Raw genomic sequence first — 16501 nt, forward strand, 5'->3', positions numbered from 1 at the left:
GGCAAATACTCTTTTTAATAATGTATATATACTTTATATACAATATATACACATTAAACTTATTTTGCAAGTAAAATTATTATTGAACACAAAAAACATGAGATTGTTAAATCACAAATCTCATGCTCTAGTTGACACTATTTCTAAATATAGCCCTAAATCGGCGCATTATTAATTGTTGATAATACTTCATTCACTTCGAAGATTTTCCCACGGATATTTGCAATACCGAAACTTGTTAATCGCTCTGAATGCATAATTAAATATTTCTCAGCTTCTGCTTTGGTTTCAAATAAATATATCCCACCAGCTTCTTTGGTCGCGGCATTCTCAGTCCAAACCTTCCAAATCATACCCGTCTCTTCGTTAATACTTTTCGCTAAATCAGCGAATGCCTCAGACATTTCTTCACCGAATGGTCCATCCATTGCAAAATCAACTTGTAATAAATATTTCACGATAACACTCCCATTTAGTTTGTTCTACAATTATTTATTTACAAAATAGGTTTCACCAAGCAATTCTTTCGTATCAAAAGCAGTTGATGAAAGCTCTTTTTCAACAAATATGTTGATATCCTTTTGCTCAATATCATACATTTCTTCAATCTCTTTCGAAAATAGTAGCTTTTCTTTCTCAAGTAAACTAAAGAGTGTTGGCTGTTGTTTTGGTTGGAGTTCATCTACATTAAGAACTTGTTTTAACCCAGCAACATAGGACTCTAACGTTCGGCTGCCAACAATTTTTACACCTTTATTTTCTCCGTTTAACATGATAATGCTTGGAAATCCTCTAACGCCTAGTTGTGAAGCTAGCTCAAAATCTTCGTTTAATAATTGCTGTCCAATTGGTAGTTCAGCTTCTTTTACAACTTTTTCTCCATCAAGTCCAAGATTATTGACGATTTCAATCAAAACAGATTCCTCTGCAATATTTTGATTAAATACAAAAACGGCTTCTCTTGCACGGCGTAAAAATACATTTGCTAATGCCCCACTTTGTTTTTGAATCACTTTAAAGACTCTAGAAGGAGGATAGGATGATTGAATGGGATTTTCAAACCACAGCGTACCATCAATTGGCATACGACTATGCTCGCCAACCTCTCTCCAGTGTCCTGCAACATCTGATGGACTTGATATGCCGTTAGATACATCGGCAAAGCCAGCCCACTTTTCTAGCAAACCTCCCATTACCGTATGGAAATTGACATAATGACCATATTGCACGACAAAGCGACGAAGGACTGGCTCTAATGCCCAACAATGAGAGCAAATTGGGTCTGTCACATAATATAAATCAATCGAGTTCCTTTTTTGATTGAAATCAATCACCTGCATCTCATCATTTTCTGTAACACCACAGACGCCTGTTTCTAAATCACAGATTAAATTATTATTGTTCGTCACTATATTCACCACTTTCCGACTCATATTTGCTTTATAAGCATAGTTTAGTAAATAATGAAGATAAACAATACCAATAGTTCATTAGATTTGTCGTTTATACAACACATTGCAGGAATTGTTTAAAAAGTGGGAGGAGTGACACAACAATATGACTCAACCAAAGACTGACCTTCGTGTTCTTCGTACTCGCAAATTAATCATGGATTCTTTCATTGAACTTTCAGGTAAAAAAGAATTTAAGAGTATTACTGTGAAAGATATTACAACAGAGGCTATGATTAATCGCGCAACATTCTATTATCACTTTGAGGATGTCTATGACTTATTGGAAAAGGTATTATCCGAGGTATTATTAATTAATTTAAATTGTAGTAGCTTTGAGAAAAACGAACTAAATGAAGAATCTATTATTCGTATTTTTACAGCCATAACGAACTTTCAAACATCTTTATCTAACCGTTGTCATAGAGGATACGAAGATACTATCTCCCGAATTATTAGGGAGCATCTCGAAATCATTTTTTACAAGATGTTATTAAAACAAAAAAAGATACAAGAGGATGCAGCTCTAAAAACTACTGCTGTCATTCTAAGTTGGGGAATTTACGGTGCTTCTGTGGAATGGAGAAAAAATAGTATGAATACATCCCCAGAAGAATTTATTAAATTATCAGTTCCTTATATACTATCTGGGATTACTTTTGATTCTAAAAACTAGGAAAATGTTCTATCACATAAAAGCAGAGCATGTTTTGAACACTCCTTTCAAAACATGCTCTTTATAGTACATGAAGATTCTACTTAAATTAACGATTTAAAAACAGGTGAGCTTTTAGCGTTCCAAAATATAATCGATGAACTGCAGCTTTTCACCATTCATCTCGAACTCATCATCACTTACACACACTTGTTTAAAACCGTTTTTTTCAAGAATCTTTTGAGATGCAATATTATTTGTTGTTGTTTTTGCTTTAATCTTCTTCACACTAATCTCTGTTTCTAATAGTAGCTTTAAGGCTTTAGCCCCTATCCCCTTGCCACCATATTCTTTACCTACTCTGTAACCAACTTCTGCTATATCATTCGTTTTATCTATATCTACTAAATTTATTCTTCCAATAATATCGCCTGAGTTATCCCTTATTAAGTAGAATTTTGATTTTTCTTCTTGTTGTTCAGCTAAAAGATCTCTATGTTTTACTTTAAACGTTTCAAACTTATAATAATCTTCCCCACGACTAGGTACCATTTGTTCAAAAAATAATCTATTATTCTTTTCAAACTGATACAATTCTTCAGCATCACGTTCTTGTAAACTATTAATTGATATGTCCAAACGAACTCATCCCCTTACTTAAATTTTCTATAGCTATTATATACATAGCGCAATCCACATTTGGAAAAAAGAGAAAATAAAACTTTTACGATATCATATCGAAGAGTTTATTTTAAATTGGAATCATTGTTTAAGCTTGTATATTGCTTTTCCATTTGTCTTTATGGAGAATATAATGGTAATGTTGCACTCCTTCAATTTCTACATTTCCATTAAAACAAAAACCACATTTTTGAATTACTTTAATGGAGCTTACATTATGAGGAAGAACAACAGCATTAAGTAGTTCCACATCTGTATTTTCAAATAAAAAGCGTATTAATCCTCTTACAGCTTCTGTTGTGTATCCATGATTTCTGTAATGTTTTGAAATAGCATAGGCGATTTCACGATTTGGTTCACGCAGCTCTTCTTTCATACATGTATTGCAAAAGCCAATAAATTCGCCTGTTTCCTTTAATACTATTCCTAACTTTAAACAATTTACCCCGTCGATGTTCGGAACCGCAGCCAAAAATTCCTTATTATCTGGAGCCTCATAATTTGTAACCCAGTTTAATCGTTGTTCTTTCGTTGAACGCCAATCTGGCAAATACTCATAGACTTCAGGCTGCGAGGTAAGCTCATAAATCGCATCCACATCTTCAATTCTAAATTCTCTTAGTAATATTTCACCACAGTCAATTGTAAATAAATTGTTCATACCCACCCCTAGTCCTTGTGATATATGTATCTAGATCAATACTCGTCATTCTTCTGCAAAAACTCTGTATGCAACAAACTATAGATCAACATATCTTTACATTCTCCCGTAACACTATGGCATTCAAATTGTCTTAAGCAGCCTTCTTCCTTAAAGTTGAATTTCGTCAATAACTTCTTAGAAGCTATATTTTCTTCCGTAACAATTGCCTGTATTCTTACTAAACCTAACTGATTAAATCCTATTGATAATACTTCTTTAATAACTTCCGACATAATACCACGATGCCAATACTCTTCAGATAATTCATAGCCAATTTCAGCTCGTTTGCCTGCAAATTCACTCAAGAAAATAGTACCAATAATTTCATCAGTTACTTTGTTTGCAATAGCAAAACGAATAATCCAACCTTCATCATAGCCTTCGTTCCAAGCGTTAATTACTTCATAACTTCTTTCTAAAGTTTCTGGTCCATTCCAATCGAGATATCGATATACATTTTCATTTGAATAATAATTGAATAACGTAGGAGCATCCTCCGACTTCAACTTTCTTAATTTAATTCGTTCAGTTTGTACTGTTGGGAAAGTGCTTCCTAATAATTTGGAAAAGTTCATTTCTTTCTCTCCTATTTTTTGAATGAAAATCAAAAGAATCTGATTAGATTATAGCTGACCTCTATTCCTGGAAAAAACCTCATACATATTTCATAAAAGAAAATAAGCCAATGCAGTTAAAAACCACACTGGCTTATTCTATTCTTCTTCTTTTCTCTTCTAGTACAATTCTTTGAATACTCTTTGAGGACAAATAGTATTTTTCACCTAAAGTAGCCGTGTCCACTCCCGATAGATAATCGTTATAAATAGTAGAATTTCTTACTTCCAAATCTTTTCTTGTTGCAGTACTAGATCCCCAAGTCTTTTTATGTTCTGCTCTTCGCGGTATATAAATATATTCACCATCAACATATTCTTGTATTAACTCAAGTAACTCAGCTGGTAGAATATGCTTTGCTTTTTTATAGCTCATATTGCACTCCTAAATGAAATTTTTTTAGGAAGAGCAAAAGCTATTTATCTTATATTGCAATAGCCTTTGCTATGCAGAAATAGTATACCTTCTCATCAAACAATCCCCCTTGTATCTCAGTAAGTCTAACCCATATTATACCATATAGTTTGAAGCATAGTCTCATCACCATAACGTGTGGTTGATTTTCGTTTTACCAACTTACTATTCATTTTCTAAAACAGAGATTTTTAACCTATTCAAAACATCAAAATTCATCAATCAATAAAAGGACTTTTACACCCTACTTTCTCATTCATTAAGTAATAAGTCTTATATAAACCATTATTGACAATTCGTTTTTTTTGCATAATACTATAGTTGGAAATCAAGAATTTATTGAGTTTTTATAGGCATAAAGAACCTCAATAACTCAATTTACATATTCATTATTTTAAAAGGGGAGACTATATGAAAAGTAAAAGTATTAAGCGTCGATTATTGTTATTTACATTAGGTTTACTATTATTGTCATCTGTAGTCAATTCTGTATTCGGAGTATGGTTTGTTGGAAAAAATAGCAAAGAAGTATTAATTGAAAAAGCCAACGAACAAGTCTTTGAAATGGCAAAACAAGCGGAAACCATCTTAAATTCAGAGAGTGACCCCATTCCATCTTTACAAAATTTTGTGGAAACAAAATCAAAACAAGATAATGTGACTTATGCAGTTGTCATTGATACAAACGTTCAAGCGGTGGCACATAGTGATAAAAATAAATTAGGAAAAGTGTATGAGGATGATTACACGATTGATGGGGCTAAAAACGGGAAAAATCAGTTCACAAGATGGTACGCTGAAGTTCAAGGTATTTGGACATATGACATAATGGAGCCTATCTATAAGGATGGCAAACTTTATGGCGTGCTCGACGTTGGGGTGCCTGAAAGCGGCATTCAATCAATTACAAACTCTGTTCTAAGCTATCAGATTATTACCGGTGTAGTAAGCTTTTTAATTATAGGTGCTTTAATGTGGTGGATTATTGGTCGCATTGTGGCTGCCATTAAAAATCTTGAAAAGGCCATTCATCAAACAGCAAGCTTAGACTTTACAGAAAATCCAGAATTAGAGAAGTTATTAAATCATCAAGATGAAATTGGTCTCATGGCAAAAGGCATCTCTGGCATGCGATCAGCATTAAAGGATGTTACCGTCAACATACATAAAACAAGTTCCGATTTATCAGATTCCTCAAAGATTCTGATGCAAATATCAGAAGATACGGTACGTACAACTGATGAAATTAGCTCAGCCATTAATGAAATAGCAAAAGCTACAGAAGAGCAGGCTCATGACACAGAACAAAGTGCTGAACAATTAAATCAACTTTCTGTAAACATTGATCGCGTTATGGCGCAAACAGAGAAGATCGCTTCCATGACAGAGGATATTGATCACTTAAGTAATCAAGGTGTGGAAACCGTCAACCAACTCTCTATTTGGTCAGAGAAGAATCGTGTGTCTTCACAACAGGTAAGTAATATCGTTCAGGAAGTAGACAAAACTTCATCTGATATATCAAGTATTGTCAATACAATTACAGATATCGCGACTCAAACGAATTTATTGGCACTGAATGCATCCATTGAATCAGCTCGCGTAGGCGAAGCAGGAAAAGGTTTCGCAGTAGTTGCTGATGAAATTCGAAAATTATCAGAACAGACATCTATAGCAACTGAAGATATTAAGAACAAAATCACCGCCATTCAGGATATTTCTAAAAATGCTGTACAGGAAATTGGTACAAGCCTTAGCATTGTTGAACAAAATGCAAAAGCTACAGAAAATACGAGTGAGATATTTAATACAATAAAGGCAGCTCTAGACCAAACGAGTGAAGTAGCACAAGAGGTGAAACATTTATCTCACGAGATGAATGAGCGCAAAGAGCAAATCATTGGTGTGGTTCAAAACATCTCTGCTTCTGCAGTCGAAACCTCTGCAGGAACAGAACAAGTTTCCGCTTCCGCAAATGAACAAATGAAAAGCATCGAGACCGTTTCTGAAAAAGCTAAGGAACTAGATGCTATTGCTGATGCTCTAAGAGATGAAATGAAAAAATTCACTATTTAATTATATTGATTTCTATAGTAAAAAAGCTGATTCTCTGAATCAGCTTTTTTTAGCAACTGGTTAGTTTGATTACAAACACTTCGTAAAGGAATCCTTATGACTATTCCACTAAAAAAGTACAACTTGGTCCCTTATTTTATAAACCGAATAAATCGTTTCTTCCCAATTTGTAAAACCTCCTCATTCATTAAAACTCGGTCAGTGTCATCTACTGTAATTTTTTCACCATTTAAAGAAACACCATTTTGTTTAATTAATCGTATAAATTCACTTTTACTTTTTATATAGTTTTTAGCCATTAATGCTGGAATTATATCTAGCACAGATTCTTTCCCTATTTCAATTAGCACTTACGGTATATTATCAGGGATTTGTTTGTAAGCCCGTAATCAAATAACGCATATAAACAACCTGGCACCTCCGGTACGATAGATGTATCTATCTAAGGAGGTGCTTTCCTTATGTCAACTAACAAATTAACCATTGTACCAGTTAAACTGGATCCCATACCAACTGAAACAACCTCGACTAATTCTTTCCAACAGACAGCTGGGCCAAGCTGTCTGATTAAAACTGCTGCGGGCGAAATCTCCTTCTTCAATGGCGTAGATGAGCACATCATTCAAGCTGTGATGAAGGAGCTGGTTCAAAAATGAAGCATGATTTTACGCGCGTGCAAAATATTTATATTGTCTGCGGGAAAACTGACATGCGTAAAGGGATTGACGGTCTAGCGACCCTCGTTCAGGACTCGTTTGAACTGGACCCTTATAGTGACTCGATTTTTTTATTTTCAGGTATAAGTAAGGACCGCTATAAATGTCTTTATTTTGACGGTGACGGCTTTGCACTACTTTATAAACGTCTAGACAATGGCAGGCTACAATGGCCCAAAAATGAAAAGGAAGTACGAAATCTATCTCAACAAGAATTGCGTTGGTTATTGGAAGGTTTATCTCTTCAACAACCGAGGGCAATACAGAAATCTGCAAAAGGTGTCTTTTAATCACTACTTTCTAAATGGTATAATTAACCGCAGATAATTTGAACGGAAATGTGGTGAACAAGATGAGTATGGAAACAACAGAAAAATTAATTCACTTATTAGAAGAGCAACTCGCTGTTATGAAGCAACAAAACGAAGAGCTTTCTAAAAAGTTAGACGTGTCACTCGCCCAAAATAAATACTTGTCTGAACAAGTTCGCCAGTTAACCAAAATGATTTATGGTTCGCGCTCGGAGAAGTCAAAATACCAACCACCAGATGGACAATGTTCGTTATTCGATAATGATCCGTCTTTTAATGGGTCTGAGCAAACAGAAGAACAAAGCACGGAAACTGTGACGTATACAGTGACCCGTTTAAATAAAAAGAAAAAGCGTAACGATTCATTCGTAGAAGGTGTGGAAGTGGAAGAAATTCACCATCATCCAGTAAATCTCCAATGTGACTGTTGCCAAAGTCAGTTACATGAAATCGGCTCCACAATTACCCGTGAAGAAGCAGCGTTTATTCCGGCCAAGTTGGTGCGTGTGCAGCATATTGAGCATGCCTATGAGTGTAAGCAATGTAAAAAAGATCGTGAACAAAATCAGTTTATTCAACGTGGGAAAGCGCCGATGGCAGTGATTCCTCGTAGCATCGCAGGGCCAACGGTGTTGGCGAAAGTCATCTATGATAAATTCTCACTCTACCTACCACTTTATCGCCAAGTAAAAGAATGGGCACGTACGGGTTTAATCACCAATGATAAAAATCTTTCGAATTGGGTGATTCGTGTTGCAGAAGAGTGGCTATTACCAATTTATGAAGAGATGAAAAATGTCCTTTCAGTCAAAACGCTACTTCATATTGATGAAACTGTTGCCCAAGTATTGAATCGTTCTGATGGAAAGCGAGCACAATCAAACGCGTATAACTGGGTATTCCGAACAGTCCCAACTGAGGGGCCAGTAATCATTCTATTTGAACATGCGTTAACGCGAAGTCGAACGGTATTGGAGGAATATTTGGCCAATTTTGAGGGCACCATTATTTGTGATGGCTACTCTGCCTATGATAAGTTACCCAACATCACATTCGCCAACTGTTGGGCGCACGTTCGACGTTATTGGTTAAAAGTCGATAGCAAGAACGGACGTATTGGTTTGGCCTACTGTAATCAGCTCTACGCTTTAGAGCAAAAATTCAAAGGGCTGCCGCCGAAGCAACGTCGAAAAATGAGATGGCGCTACGCAAGACGGGTCATTCGGAAGTTTTTTAACTGGCTCGAAAAGTCTCAATTCTTTGGCAAAAACGCATTAGCCACAGCAACAGAGTATACGTTGAACAGAAGAAATGAACTAAAAGCATTTTTGTATAATGGGCAAATCGAAATCGATAATAATCCAGCCGAAAATGCGATCCGTCCAACCGTGATAGGAAGGAAGAACTGGCTCTTTTCTGTCAGTGAGGCGGGCGCAAAAGCCAATGCAATCTGCTTAAGTCTAGCGGAAACAGCAAAAGCGAATGGTGTAGATTTCTATAAATACCTCGTCAAGCTTTTGACGGATTTACCCAATCTCGCAATTCATCAACAACCAGAATTATTACAAGAATACATGCCTTGGTCCGAGTCGATTCAAGCTACATGTGCATAATAAAGCCAGCTATCTGAAAAAACATCAGAAAGCTGGCCATTTGTCGTGCGTGCCGTGAGGTGCGCATATTTTTTTGAATTCGGGCTTACATTTGTTTCTTTTGAAATGCTGTTTCAAAATATTGTTTCGCTCCCTTCGTTGCTTCTTCACCATAATATAAAGTAGTAATAATCTCTGCTAATTCTAGTTTTATATCTCGAGGATTTTCACCTTTTGATAATCGATTTTTCACTTCCTCAATCACTTTAGGATGCTCATCTGTTGCTAGCTCAAAGTATTTAATAATTAATGCATCAGGTACTTCCATTACTTTTTTGAACATTACTTCTGGTGCTTCATTTACTCCAATATAATTCCCTAAGCTTTTGCTCATTTTTTCAACACCATCTAAGCCTTCTAATAACGGCATGAAGATAGCAATTTGTTTTTCGTATCCTAAATGCTTTTGTAAAGTACGCCCCATTAAAATATTAAACGTTTGATCGGTACCCCCTAATTCAATATCAGCAGAAATTTCGACTGAATCATACGCTTGCATCAAAGGATAGAAGAATTCATGAATACCAATTGGCACTTGACTGTTATAGCGTTTTTGGAAATCATCACGTTCTAAAATACGCGCTACAGAAGTGGTCGCAGCTAATTTAATGACTTCTTCAAATGTTAATTTTGATAACCACTCACTATTAAAACGTACAGTCGTTTTTTCATTATCTAAAATTTTAAAAATTTGCTCACAATATGTTTTAGCATTTTCCTTTACAATGTCATCACTTAGTGCGACGCGCCCTTTTGCCTTTCCCGTTGGATCCCCTATACGGCCTGTAAAATCGCCGATAATAATTACAACACGATGACCTAAATCTTGCATTTGTTTAATTTTTCGTAGAACAACAGCATGCCCTAAATGAATGTCTGGTGCAGAAGGATCTAAACCGAGCTTAATCGTTAAAGGCTTTTGTTCTTTAAAAGAATGCTCCAATTTTGCTAATAACTCTTCTGCATTAACAATCTTATCTACACCTTTTTGAATAATTTCTAATTGTTCCTCTGGTTTTAAAAACATACAATACAACTCCTTAAATTTTGAATTAATATTGCAAGAGCAAAAATCCGTGACATCTGCCTGAGGCTTTATCTTCATTTCAGCAGATGCTCTTCTGCTGAATGAAGATAAAAAAAACGCCCTTTAGGAATTAACCTAAAGGACGTGTATGAAAGTGTTACCACCTTAATTTAAGAGTCATTCACATAACTCTCCTCAATAGGTACGGCTAAATTGCGATACCTTTGCATTGATTACGGATGCAAACCCGTCGTAGCCTACTAAAGTTCGGTACGCAGCTCCAAGATGTATTCATTTTAACTTTCCTTGTGCCTCTCATCAACCGGCTACTTTCTGTAAGTTCCATTAAAATTACTCGTTCTCTTCAACGCTTTACTCTTATACTCCAAATTGTTTTCAACAATTCTTCGTTATGCAATCTTGTTGATTATTATAGTATTATTATTCAAATTGTCAATAAATTAATTTTCTGCCTAATTTTTAAACTACCGCAGATTGATTTCCATACCGACTTGGTGCTTTCCTGGTGGCATCTAGTTTGAACAAAGATCAAAATGCGTTGCTTAAATTTTTTTCCCAATTATTGTTGGGACTATAGCTATCCTACTGTTTAACATTTTTCATTTCGAAATATAACCATATTGAAAATACAATCTCCAAAAAGATCATAACAAGAGCCAATATTGTTGGACTAAAATTAACTCCTATAATCAAAGACGTTAAAGAAACGATTATAGCCATTACATAATATGCATTAGATTTATATAACCATCCAAAAGGTAATAAGTGCGCTCCAAATATTATAGCTAATATCATAACTAATTTTTCAGGAACTGCTTGATAAATCCATATAGCAATCAAAATATATAAAATTTGATTACAGGAAAATATTATACCTAAGTTATTTAATGGGTTATCTTTGGTTGAAAATTCTGCCTTAACTAATTTCGAAATTAGAAAAGCCAATGGTAAAAGTACTGCAGTAAAACAAAATGTTAATAAATTTCTAGTTGATATATCATTTATCGGAAGCAACCATATTATAAAAATTGAACTCCAAATAATTATTGATGCAAGGATAAAATGTAAACCTCGCTTCCCTCGCAGTGCTATATCATCTCTCGATGTATTTAATTCCAAAAAACTCAGCTCCTATTAATATGTTTCCAATATAATATATAACATTTTTTAGAATAATTTTCTATTACTTTTTTTAATTTTTACCATTCAAAGATATTTCATCCATCTAGATGGTTATACCGTTGATTAAATCTCATTTTTACTTCTTTAATTTAAGAGATATAGTATCGTGGCTCATCACCATAACGTGTGGTTAATTTCCGTTCCGACTGGGTGCTTACCTAGTGGTGTCTAACCTTTACTCCAATCAACTTATATACAAGTTGTATATTTTTAGAAATACAATAATTTAACATAGCCCCCTAAGTAAAACTACAGATACAATTTATACTGTATAAGAGGTGTTTCCTTGTTTAAATAAAATTCGCTCCCGTTTCTACTAATTTCTTTAAAACCTAACTTGTCCATCATTTTTCTTGAACGATAATTAGTTTCATGTGTTTCACTATAAAATTTTGTAATACTAAACTTCTCGAACGCATAATTAATAAACATTCGGGTTACGGTAGTTCCTATACCCTTTCCCCACAACTGACTTTCACCAATAGCAATACCTATTTCTGCACGGCTATTTTGAATCTCTGCTAAATCTACATAACCAATTAATCTTTTCTCATATTCAATTCCTAAGCGAATAAAATCCTTACGATCCATATTCACACAGCATTGCCACCAATTATATAATTCTTCTTCATCCCGATTTTTTTCCCACCCATTAGCTTCACAAAACTTTTCGTCCATACTCCAATGAAGAACAAATTTATAATCATCACTTTTTAAAGGCCTAAAAACTATTTTTTTAGCATCCTCAAACATATTTGATTTTAACTCCTGTCCTTTTCTTTTTTCGAAATACTCATATTTTTAATTATGCAAAAGATGGTGCGAAAATCATCTAAAGTTGCTGGTGTTTCTTTGAAATAAATTTTTTGATTAAAACCACCTCATAAACATGTTCGATAAATAAAAGAATCCATTTTGAAAAAAGATTGATCAAAATGGATTCTTCTCTAGCAAATTTAAGTTTGGTTTTTATAAAAAAGTTTGATCATTTCTATGATATTTCCTCCATTAAAGCGCCCTTTAATGGAGGAACATGGCCAGAGGGTGTCAAACAAAGCACTAAGGCTTATATAAGACTCGTTGGCCTTCCCTATTCCCAGCTGGTGGGATACCAAATGCGAGTTCAAGTATTTCCTCCATTCGTGCACGTGTTAGCGATTCATCTGGACTGAATGCCCCGTTTGAACCGTTTACAATACCTGCCTATTGTAAACTTGTAATTGCCTCATAGTATGGATGATCCGTTGATACATCACTAAATGATACGTCCTTTCGTATAAGTGTTAGCTCTAAAGTCCGTGCAATCATGCAATATGCTTACGTTTAATTGGTTCATTCGGTCGAAACGTGCAGTCTGGATAGCCTGTGATAATACCACGAGCTGCGATGTCTTCAATCATGTCCTTAGCCCAGTTTTCGTGGAGATATCATTGAATGTAATATTAGGCTTTGGATCTACAGGTTTTTCTGGTTGCTCTGGCCCTTCAGGTGTTGGCTCTATTGCTGCTGGTAAGGCTTTCCGTCTTTTAGAACAAAAGCAGTTTTACTTTCCACACCTGTAGCAGATATAGACTTTATACCATATGTGTATACTTTACTTTTATTTGCAATAGTATCTACATAAATAGTATTACCTTGTGTGTTATAAACCACGTCTACTATATTTTTAACGTCTTCATATGATCCTTCTTTTGTTCCATCAAATCGGTATATTACATATTTCCTTGGTTGAGTACTATTTTCATCTGTAATAGTAAGCTTCATGCCGAAAGACTCTTTACTCAATTTAACATCAGTTGGACATAAAGGTATTGCAGAGTCTTTCCAATAAATTGTAGGTGTTAAAGCTTTATAATTGTATAGTTGCTGATTTAGATAAGAAGCATATCCAAGAGCGTTATTGTTAATACTTCTTAGAGAAAAATGCATTTGTCCTTGAGCATTTTTATTTGCTCTGTTGGCGATTACTTGGCTGATAAGTTCCGTCTTATTATTCCATGCAGTATCAGAATCATTTCCAACTTTATGATTAGCCATGCCAATATATAGATTAACAGGATGGACTTTTGCGTACGTTTGAACTTCTCTTCCCCACCAATCTAATAAAACAGAGTAATTTGCTGCTTTATGATTTCTGGACCAATAGATTTGAGGAGCAATATAATCGATACTTCCATCTTTAATCCACTGTCTTGTATCAGCATAAAGATCATCGTAGTTACTCATTCCATTCGTGTTACTACCAGTAGAATCTTGCCCTTTGTTTCGCCAAATTCCAAACGGAGATATTCCATATTGAACATGAGGTTTAATTGCCTTAATGCTTGCATAAACCTTTTTTACTAATTGATTAACATTATTTCTGCGCCAGTCTTCAATATTCTTGAATGAGCCACCATACTTTTTAAAAGTTTGTTGATCTTGAAAAGTCTCTCCTTTTATTTTATAAGGATAGAAGTAATCATCCATATGTACAGCGTCGATATCATAGTTGCTTACTAATTCTTCTATGGTTGATAATAAGTAATTTTGAACTTCCGGCAAACCAGGATCTAAATAGTATTGTTTACCGTATTTCACTACCCAATTAGGATTTTTACGGGCTACATTATCGGCAGCAAGATTAGACAAAGATTGCGAAGGCATAGTGACCCTATATGGGTTTACCCAAGCATGAAGTTCTAATCCTCGCTTATGTGCTTCGTCCAGCATTATTTGCAATGGATCAAAACCCGGATTGGTCCCTTGTTTATTGCCTGTTATATACGATGACCATGGAGCAAGCTTAGACGGGTACAGTGCATCATTTAATGGCTTAACTTGAAAAATAACTGTATTAAAGTTATCAGCTTTTAATTTGTCTAAGGTACTTTGAACCCATTGAGTATATTGGGTTTTACTCATACCTGCCTTCATATCAATATTAGATACTGTTGCAATCCATGCTGCACGCATTTCATTTTGAGGTAGTGAATTAGCTGTAGCCTTTTGATTTGTAAAAACAGGGATAAGTAAAAGTAAAACAAAAAAAGTTACTATGCACTTTCCAAAAAAATTTTTAAACATAATTAATGAAATCTCTCCTTTTAATTCTCAGCTATTAAAACCTAGCTGTTACTATAACCTAAGTAAATACCATATCAGCCTATTCTATAAAAGTAGGAACTGATTTATCCTTCCAAAAAGGTCTTACAGTAATTAGGTCTGTATCATTTTGTCAGTAGGACCCTCTATTGGTAATTTCGATTGTTTGCGAAGCTCGTTGGAAAATTTTATTCTTGTTTCTTCGCTCACTATATAATACCACAAATCCCCAATTATTCTCCCTTCACCGGTAATTTCCATTTGTTTAATATTCTTGACGCCAATTTTATGAGAGCGTTGAATAGCAATCATTTGGTCAATTGTTAAGTTCGTTTGATAAAAGTGGACCATACGGTGGAAGGATTGGAAGAAATTCTTCACAAGATAAACATCAGTTTTAACATAAATGTCCAATAAAAAAATCATCTCAAAGGATAACTAACGAGATGATTTTTACCAAACTTTATTACAAATTATCAATCTTTTTTATAAACGATCAATCTTTTTTACAAAGCTACATTGGTGTTTAATTTCGAGGCATCGACCTTGTATGCAACCCTATCGTACCGAGGCGCTTGTTTTTTTTTGCAAAGACCAAATTTTTCGTTTCACAGGAAATTCTATCGGGATCTTAAATCTACAAAGACCTAATTTAGCAGTTTGAAAGATTTATTAATATTCAAATCACCGTACAGTTGGTCAAATAGCTTGCCGTCTTTCGACTGTGGAGCAAACGGATTGGACTGCGGTACCGTGTACACATACACCATGCCATTGGCTTTCGTAATGACGCTCCCTACAGGTGGGCCTTCTTCACTGGAGAGGCGACTCCAATCATTTTTGGAAAATACGGAGATCATCAGCAGCATCTCAGTATCTTTTCCATTTTTTGCAGTATAATCGAACTGCACTACATGCTTAGCCGATGGCATGATTTGATTTGCATTTTTGCCTGAATATTGGCTTGTTTTGTAATGTCCATTCCATGAAACAGGCAATTTAAAAATGAAGTTTGCCTGAGAATTCGTGTATAGTTCTTGGTTATCCGCCAAAACATTTTTGAGTTTTTTTCCTTCCCAAGTTAAGATCAGATGATCCACGTATCCACCATTTCCTCCTTGAGGAGCCGTTACGATAATATCGTTCACTTTGTTGCCCGTATAGTCACTAATAATCAATTTTGGTTCTCGGGCGGATTCCCCATAAAATTTTCCATCCGTCCCTTTGGACATCCAATCATACTTTATATATTTTTTAGTTTTTCCCTCCTGCACGATGATGGATAAATCATTCGCATACGCATCCAGTTTGCCATCAATCTTTTCTTTTGTACCCACCAATATCACATTGTCTTTAACTGAATTACCGTCAATATCGGACACCTTGCAGTCGAGTACATACGTATTTTCCTTAAGTTTAAGTTCGGGTACGCTAAATTTTTGACCAATCTCTACTTTTGGCAACGTTTTTTCGGATTGCTGAGCCACCACTTTTGAATCTGAAGCTGCCTGTTTTGCCAACGAAACTTGTGGCGCCCCGATTCCAACTGCACAAATTAAACCTGCCATTGCTAAATAAGGAATTTTCTTTATGTATTGCTTCTTCATTTTCTAAACCTCCATTTATTCATTTTGTCTCTACAAAAGTAAGACGTATGAGGTCCTCTAAAAAGTTTGTTTTTGGATTGGAGGAGAAAGAAATCTTTTTTTATAAGTAGTACCTAAAAGGGGTAACCTCAGGTAAATGCGGATTTACAACGATAAGGAAAGCCAAATATAAAAAAGCCTAATTTCTCGGTGATGTAAGTGAGAAATTAGGCTTTAGTTACCTCATAAAAGCGTCCTTTTGTTGAATAGAATGACTCGCATTTTATTTAACAACTTTATTATTTTTTAAACGACATTAGTGTGAAT

At 34.9% G+C, this 16501-nt stretch carries 19 protein-coding genes and 1 other annotated feature; of the genes, 5 read left to right on the plus strand and 14 right to left on the minus strand.

Annotated elements, in window-relative coordinates:
- Nucleotides 1-155: 155 nt before the first annotated feature.
- Nucleotides 156-458: a monooxygenase gene (locus tag QUF91_RS26650; protein ID WP_285395832.1), complete on the minus strand. Its 303-nt coding sequence runs from the start codon at nt 456-458 to the stop codon at nt 156-158.
- A gap of 30 nt (nt 459-488) precedes the next feature.
- Nucleotides 489-1433 carry a DsbA family protein gene (locus tag QUF91_RS26655; RefSeq protein ID WP_285395831.1) on the minus strand — a complete coding sequence of 315 codons (945 nt, stop codon included), beginning with the start codon at nt 1431-1433 and terminating at the stop codon, nt 489-491.
- Between the two features lie 124 nt (nt 1434-1557).
- Here QUF91_RS26655 and QUF91_RS26660 point away from each other — a divergent pair, with 124 nt between their 5' ends.
- Nucleotides 1558-2127 (plus strand): TetR/AcrR family transcriptional regulator, encoded by a 570-nt coding sequence (locus QUF91_RS26660; protein ID WP_285395830.1) that lies wholly within the window; start codon nt 1558-1560, stop codon nt 2125-2127.
- A 114-nt stretch (nt 2128-2241) separates the two neighbouring features.
- On the opposite strand, the gene QUF91_RS26665 is transcribed toward QUF91_RS26660, so the two are convergent.
- The 4 genes from QUF91_RS26665 to QUF91_RS26680 all read right to left on the minus strand — a co-directional run bounded on the left by QUF91_RS26665 (nt 2242) and on the right by QUF91_RS26680 (nt 4480).
- Nucleotides 2242-2745 (minus strand): GNAT family N-acetyltransferase, encoded by a 504-nt coding sequence (locus QUF91_RS26665; protein ID WP_285395827.1) that lies wholly within the window; start codon nt 2743-2745, stop codon nt 2242-2244.
- A gap of 130 nt (nt 2746-2875) precedes the next feature.
- The gene (locus QUF91_RS26670) at nt 2876-3448 is read right to left on the minus strand and encodes a GNAT family N-acetyltransferase (protein ID WP_289419906.1); all 573 of its coding nucleotides are present in this window, start codon (nt 3446-3448) and stop codon (nt 2876-2878) included.
- Between the two features lie 35 nt (nt 3449-3483).
- Complete coding sequence (locus QUF91_RS26675; protein WP_285395825.1) at nt 3484-4065, minus strand: GNAT family N-acetyltransferase; 582 nt, start codon at nt 4063-4065, stop codon at nt 3484-3486.
- Nucleotides 4066-4198: 133 nt separating this feature from the next.
- On the minus strand, nt 4199-4480 hold the full coding sequence (locus QUF91_RS26680; protein ID WP_285395824.1) for a CD3324 family protein: 282 nt from the start codon (nt 4478-4480) through the stop codon (nt 4199-4201).
- A 450-nt stretch (nt 4481-4930) separates the two neighbouring features.
- On the opposite strand from QUF91_RS26680, the gene QUF91_RS26685 reads away from it, so the two are divergent.
- Nucleotides 4931-6595 (plus strand): methyl-accepting chemotaxis protein, encoded by a 1665-nt coding sequence (locus tag QUF91_RS26685; protein ID WP_289419907.1) that lies wholly within the window; start codon nt 4931-4933, stop codon nt 6593-6595.
- Nucleotides 6596-6726: 131 nt separating this feature from the next.
- Here QUF91_RS26685 and QUF91_RS26690 read toward each other — a convergent pair whose 3' ends face one another.
- Complete coding sequence (locus tag QUF91_RS26690; protein ID WP_289419908.1) at nt 6727-6918, minus strand: hypothetical protein; 192 nt, start codon at nt 6916-6918, stop codon at nt 6727-6729.
- Between the two features lie 138 nt (nt 6919-7056).
- Here QUF91_RS26690 and QUF91_RS26695 point away from each other — a divergent pair, with 138 nt between their 5' ends.
- From QUF91_RS26695 to tnpC, 3 genes are all read left to right on the plus strand, one after another.
- Entirely contained in the window at nt 7057-7251 is a 195-nt protein-coding gene (locus QUF91_RS26695) for a hypothetical protein (protein WP_285395386.1), read from the plus strand.
- Nucleotides 7248-7601: an IS66 family insertion sequence element accessory protein TnpB gene (gene tnpB / locus QUF91_RS26700; protein WP_289416857.1), complete on the plus strand. Its 354-nt coding sequence runs from the start codon at nt 7248-7250 to the stop codon at nt 7599-7601. The genes QUF91_RS26695 and tnpB overlap by 4 nt, the downstream gene beginning before the upstream one ends.
- A 62-nt stretch (nt 7602-7663) precedes the next feature.
- Entirely contained in the window at nt 7664-9235 is a 1572-nt protein-coding gene (gene tnpC, locus QUF91_RS26705; RefSeq protein WP_289416858.1) for an IS66 family transposase, read from the plus strand.
- An 85-nt stretch (nt 9236-9320) separates the two neighbouring features.
- Here the strand turns inward: tnpC and tyrS are convergent, their stop codons facing one another.
- From tyrS to QUF91_RS26740, 7 genes are all read right to left on the minus strand, one after another.
- Nucleotides 9321-10301 carry a tyrosine--tRNA ligase gene (gene tyrS, locus QUF91_RS26710; RefSeq protein WP_289419909.1) on the minus strand — a complete coding sequence of 327 codons (981 nt, stop codon included), beginning with the start codon at nt 10299-10301 and terminating at the stop codon, nt 9321-9323.
- Nucleotides 10302-10436: 135 nt separating this feature from the next.
- Nucleotides 10437-10678 (minus strand) — a binding site (T-box leader).
- Nucleotides 10679-10904: 226 nt separating this feature from the next.
- Nucleotides 10905-11441, minus strand: a complete 537-nt coding sequence (locus QUF91_RS26715; RefSeq protein WP_289419910.1) for a DUF7010 family protein — start codon at nt 11439-11441, stop codon at nt 10905-10907.
- A 312-nt stretch (nt 11442-11753) separates the two neighbouring features.
- Nucleotides 11754-12257 (minus strand): GNAT family N-acetyltransferase, encoded by a 504-nt coding sequence (locus QUF91_RS26720; RefSeq protein ID WP_285395819.1) that lies wholly within the window; start codon nt 12255-12257, stop codon nt 11754-11756.
- Nucleotides 12258-12808: 551 nt separating this feature from the next.
- Nucleotides 12809-12904, minus strand: a complete 96-nt coding sequence (locus QUF91_RS26725; protein ID WP_289419911.1) for an S-layer homology domain-containing protein — start codon at nt 12902-12904, stop codon at nt 12809-12811.
- A 97-nt stretch (nt 12905-13001) separates the two neighbouring features.
- Complete coding sequence (locus QUF91_RS26730) at nt 13002-14570, minus strand: glycoside hydrolase family 10-like protein (protein WP_285395818.1); 1569 nt, start codon at nt 14568-14570, stop codon at nt 13002-13004.
- A gap of 132 nt (nt 14571-14702) precedes the next feature.
- On the minus strand, nt 14703-15002 hold the full coding sequence (locus QUF91_RS26735) for a hypothetical protein (protein WP_289419912.1): 300 nt from the start codon (nt 15000-15002) through the stop codon (nt 14703-14705).
- Between the two features lie 233 nt (nt 15003-15235).
- On the minus strand, nt 15236-16195 hold the full coding sequence (locus tag QUF91_RS26740; protein WP_289419913.1) for a hypothetical protein: 960 nt from the start codon (nt 16193-16195) through the stop codon (nt 15236-15238).
- Nucleotides 16196-16501 lie beyond the last annotated feature (306 nt).

Origin of the sequence: Lysinibacillus sp. G4S2 (genome assembly GCF_030348505.1) — a bacterium.
Lineage (GTDB): Bacteria > Bacillota > Bacilli > Bacillales_A > Planococcaceae > Lysinibacillus.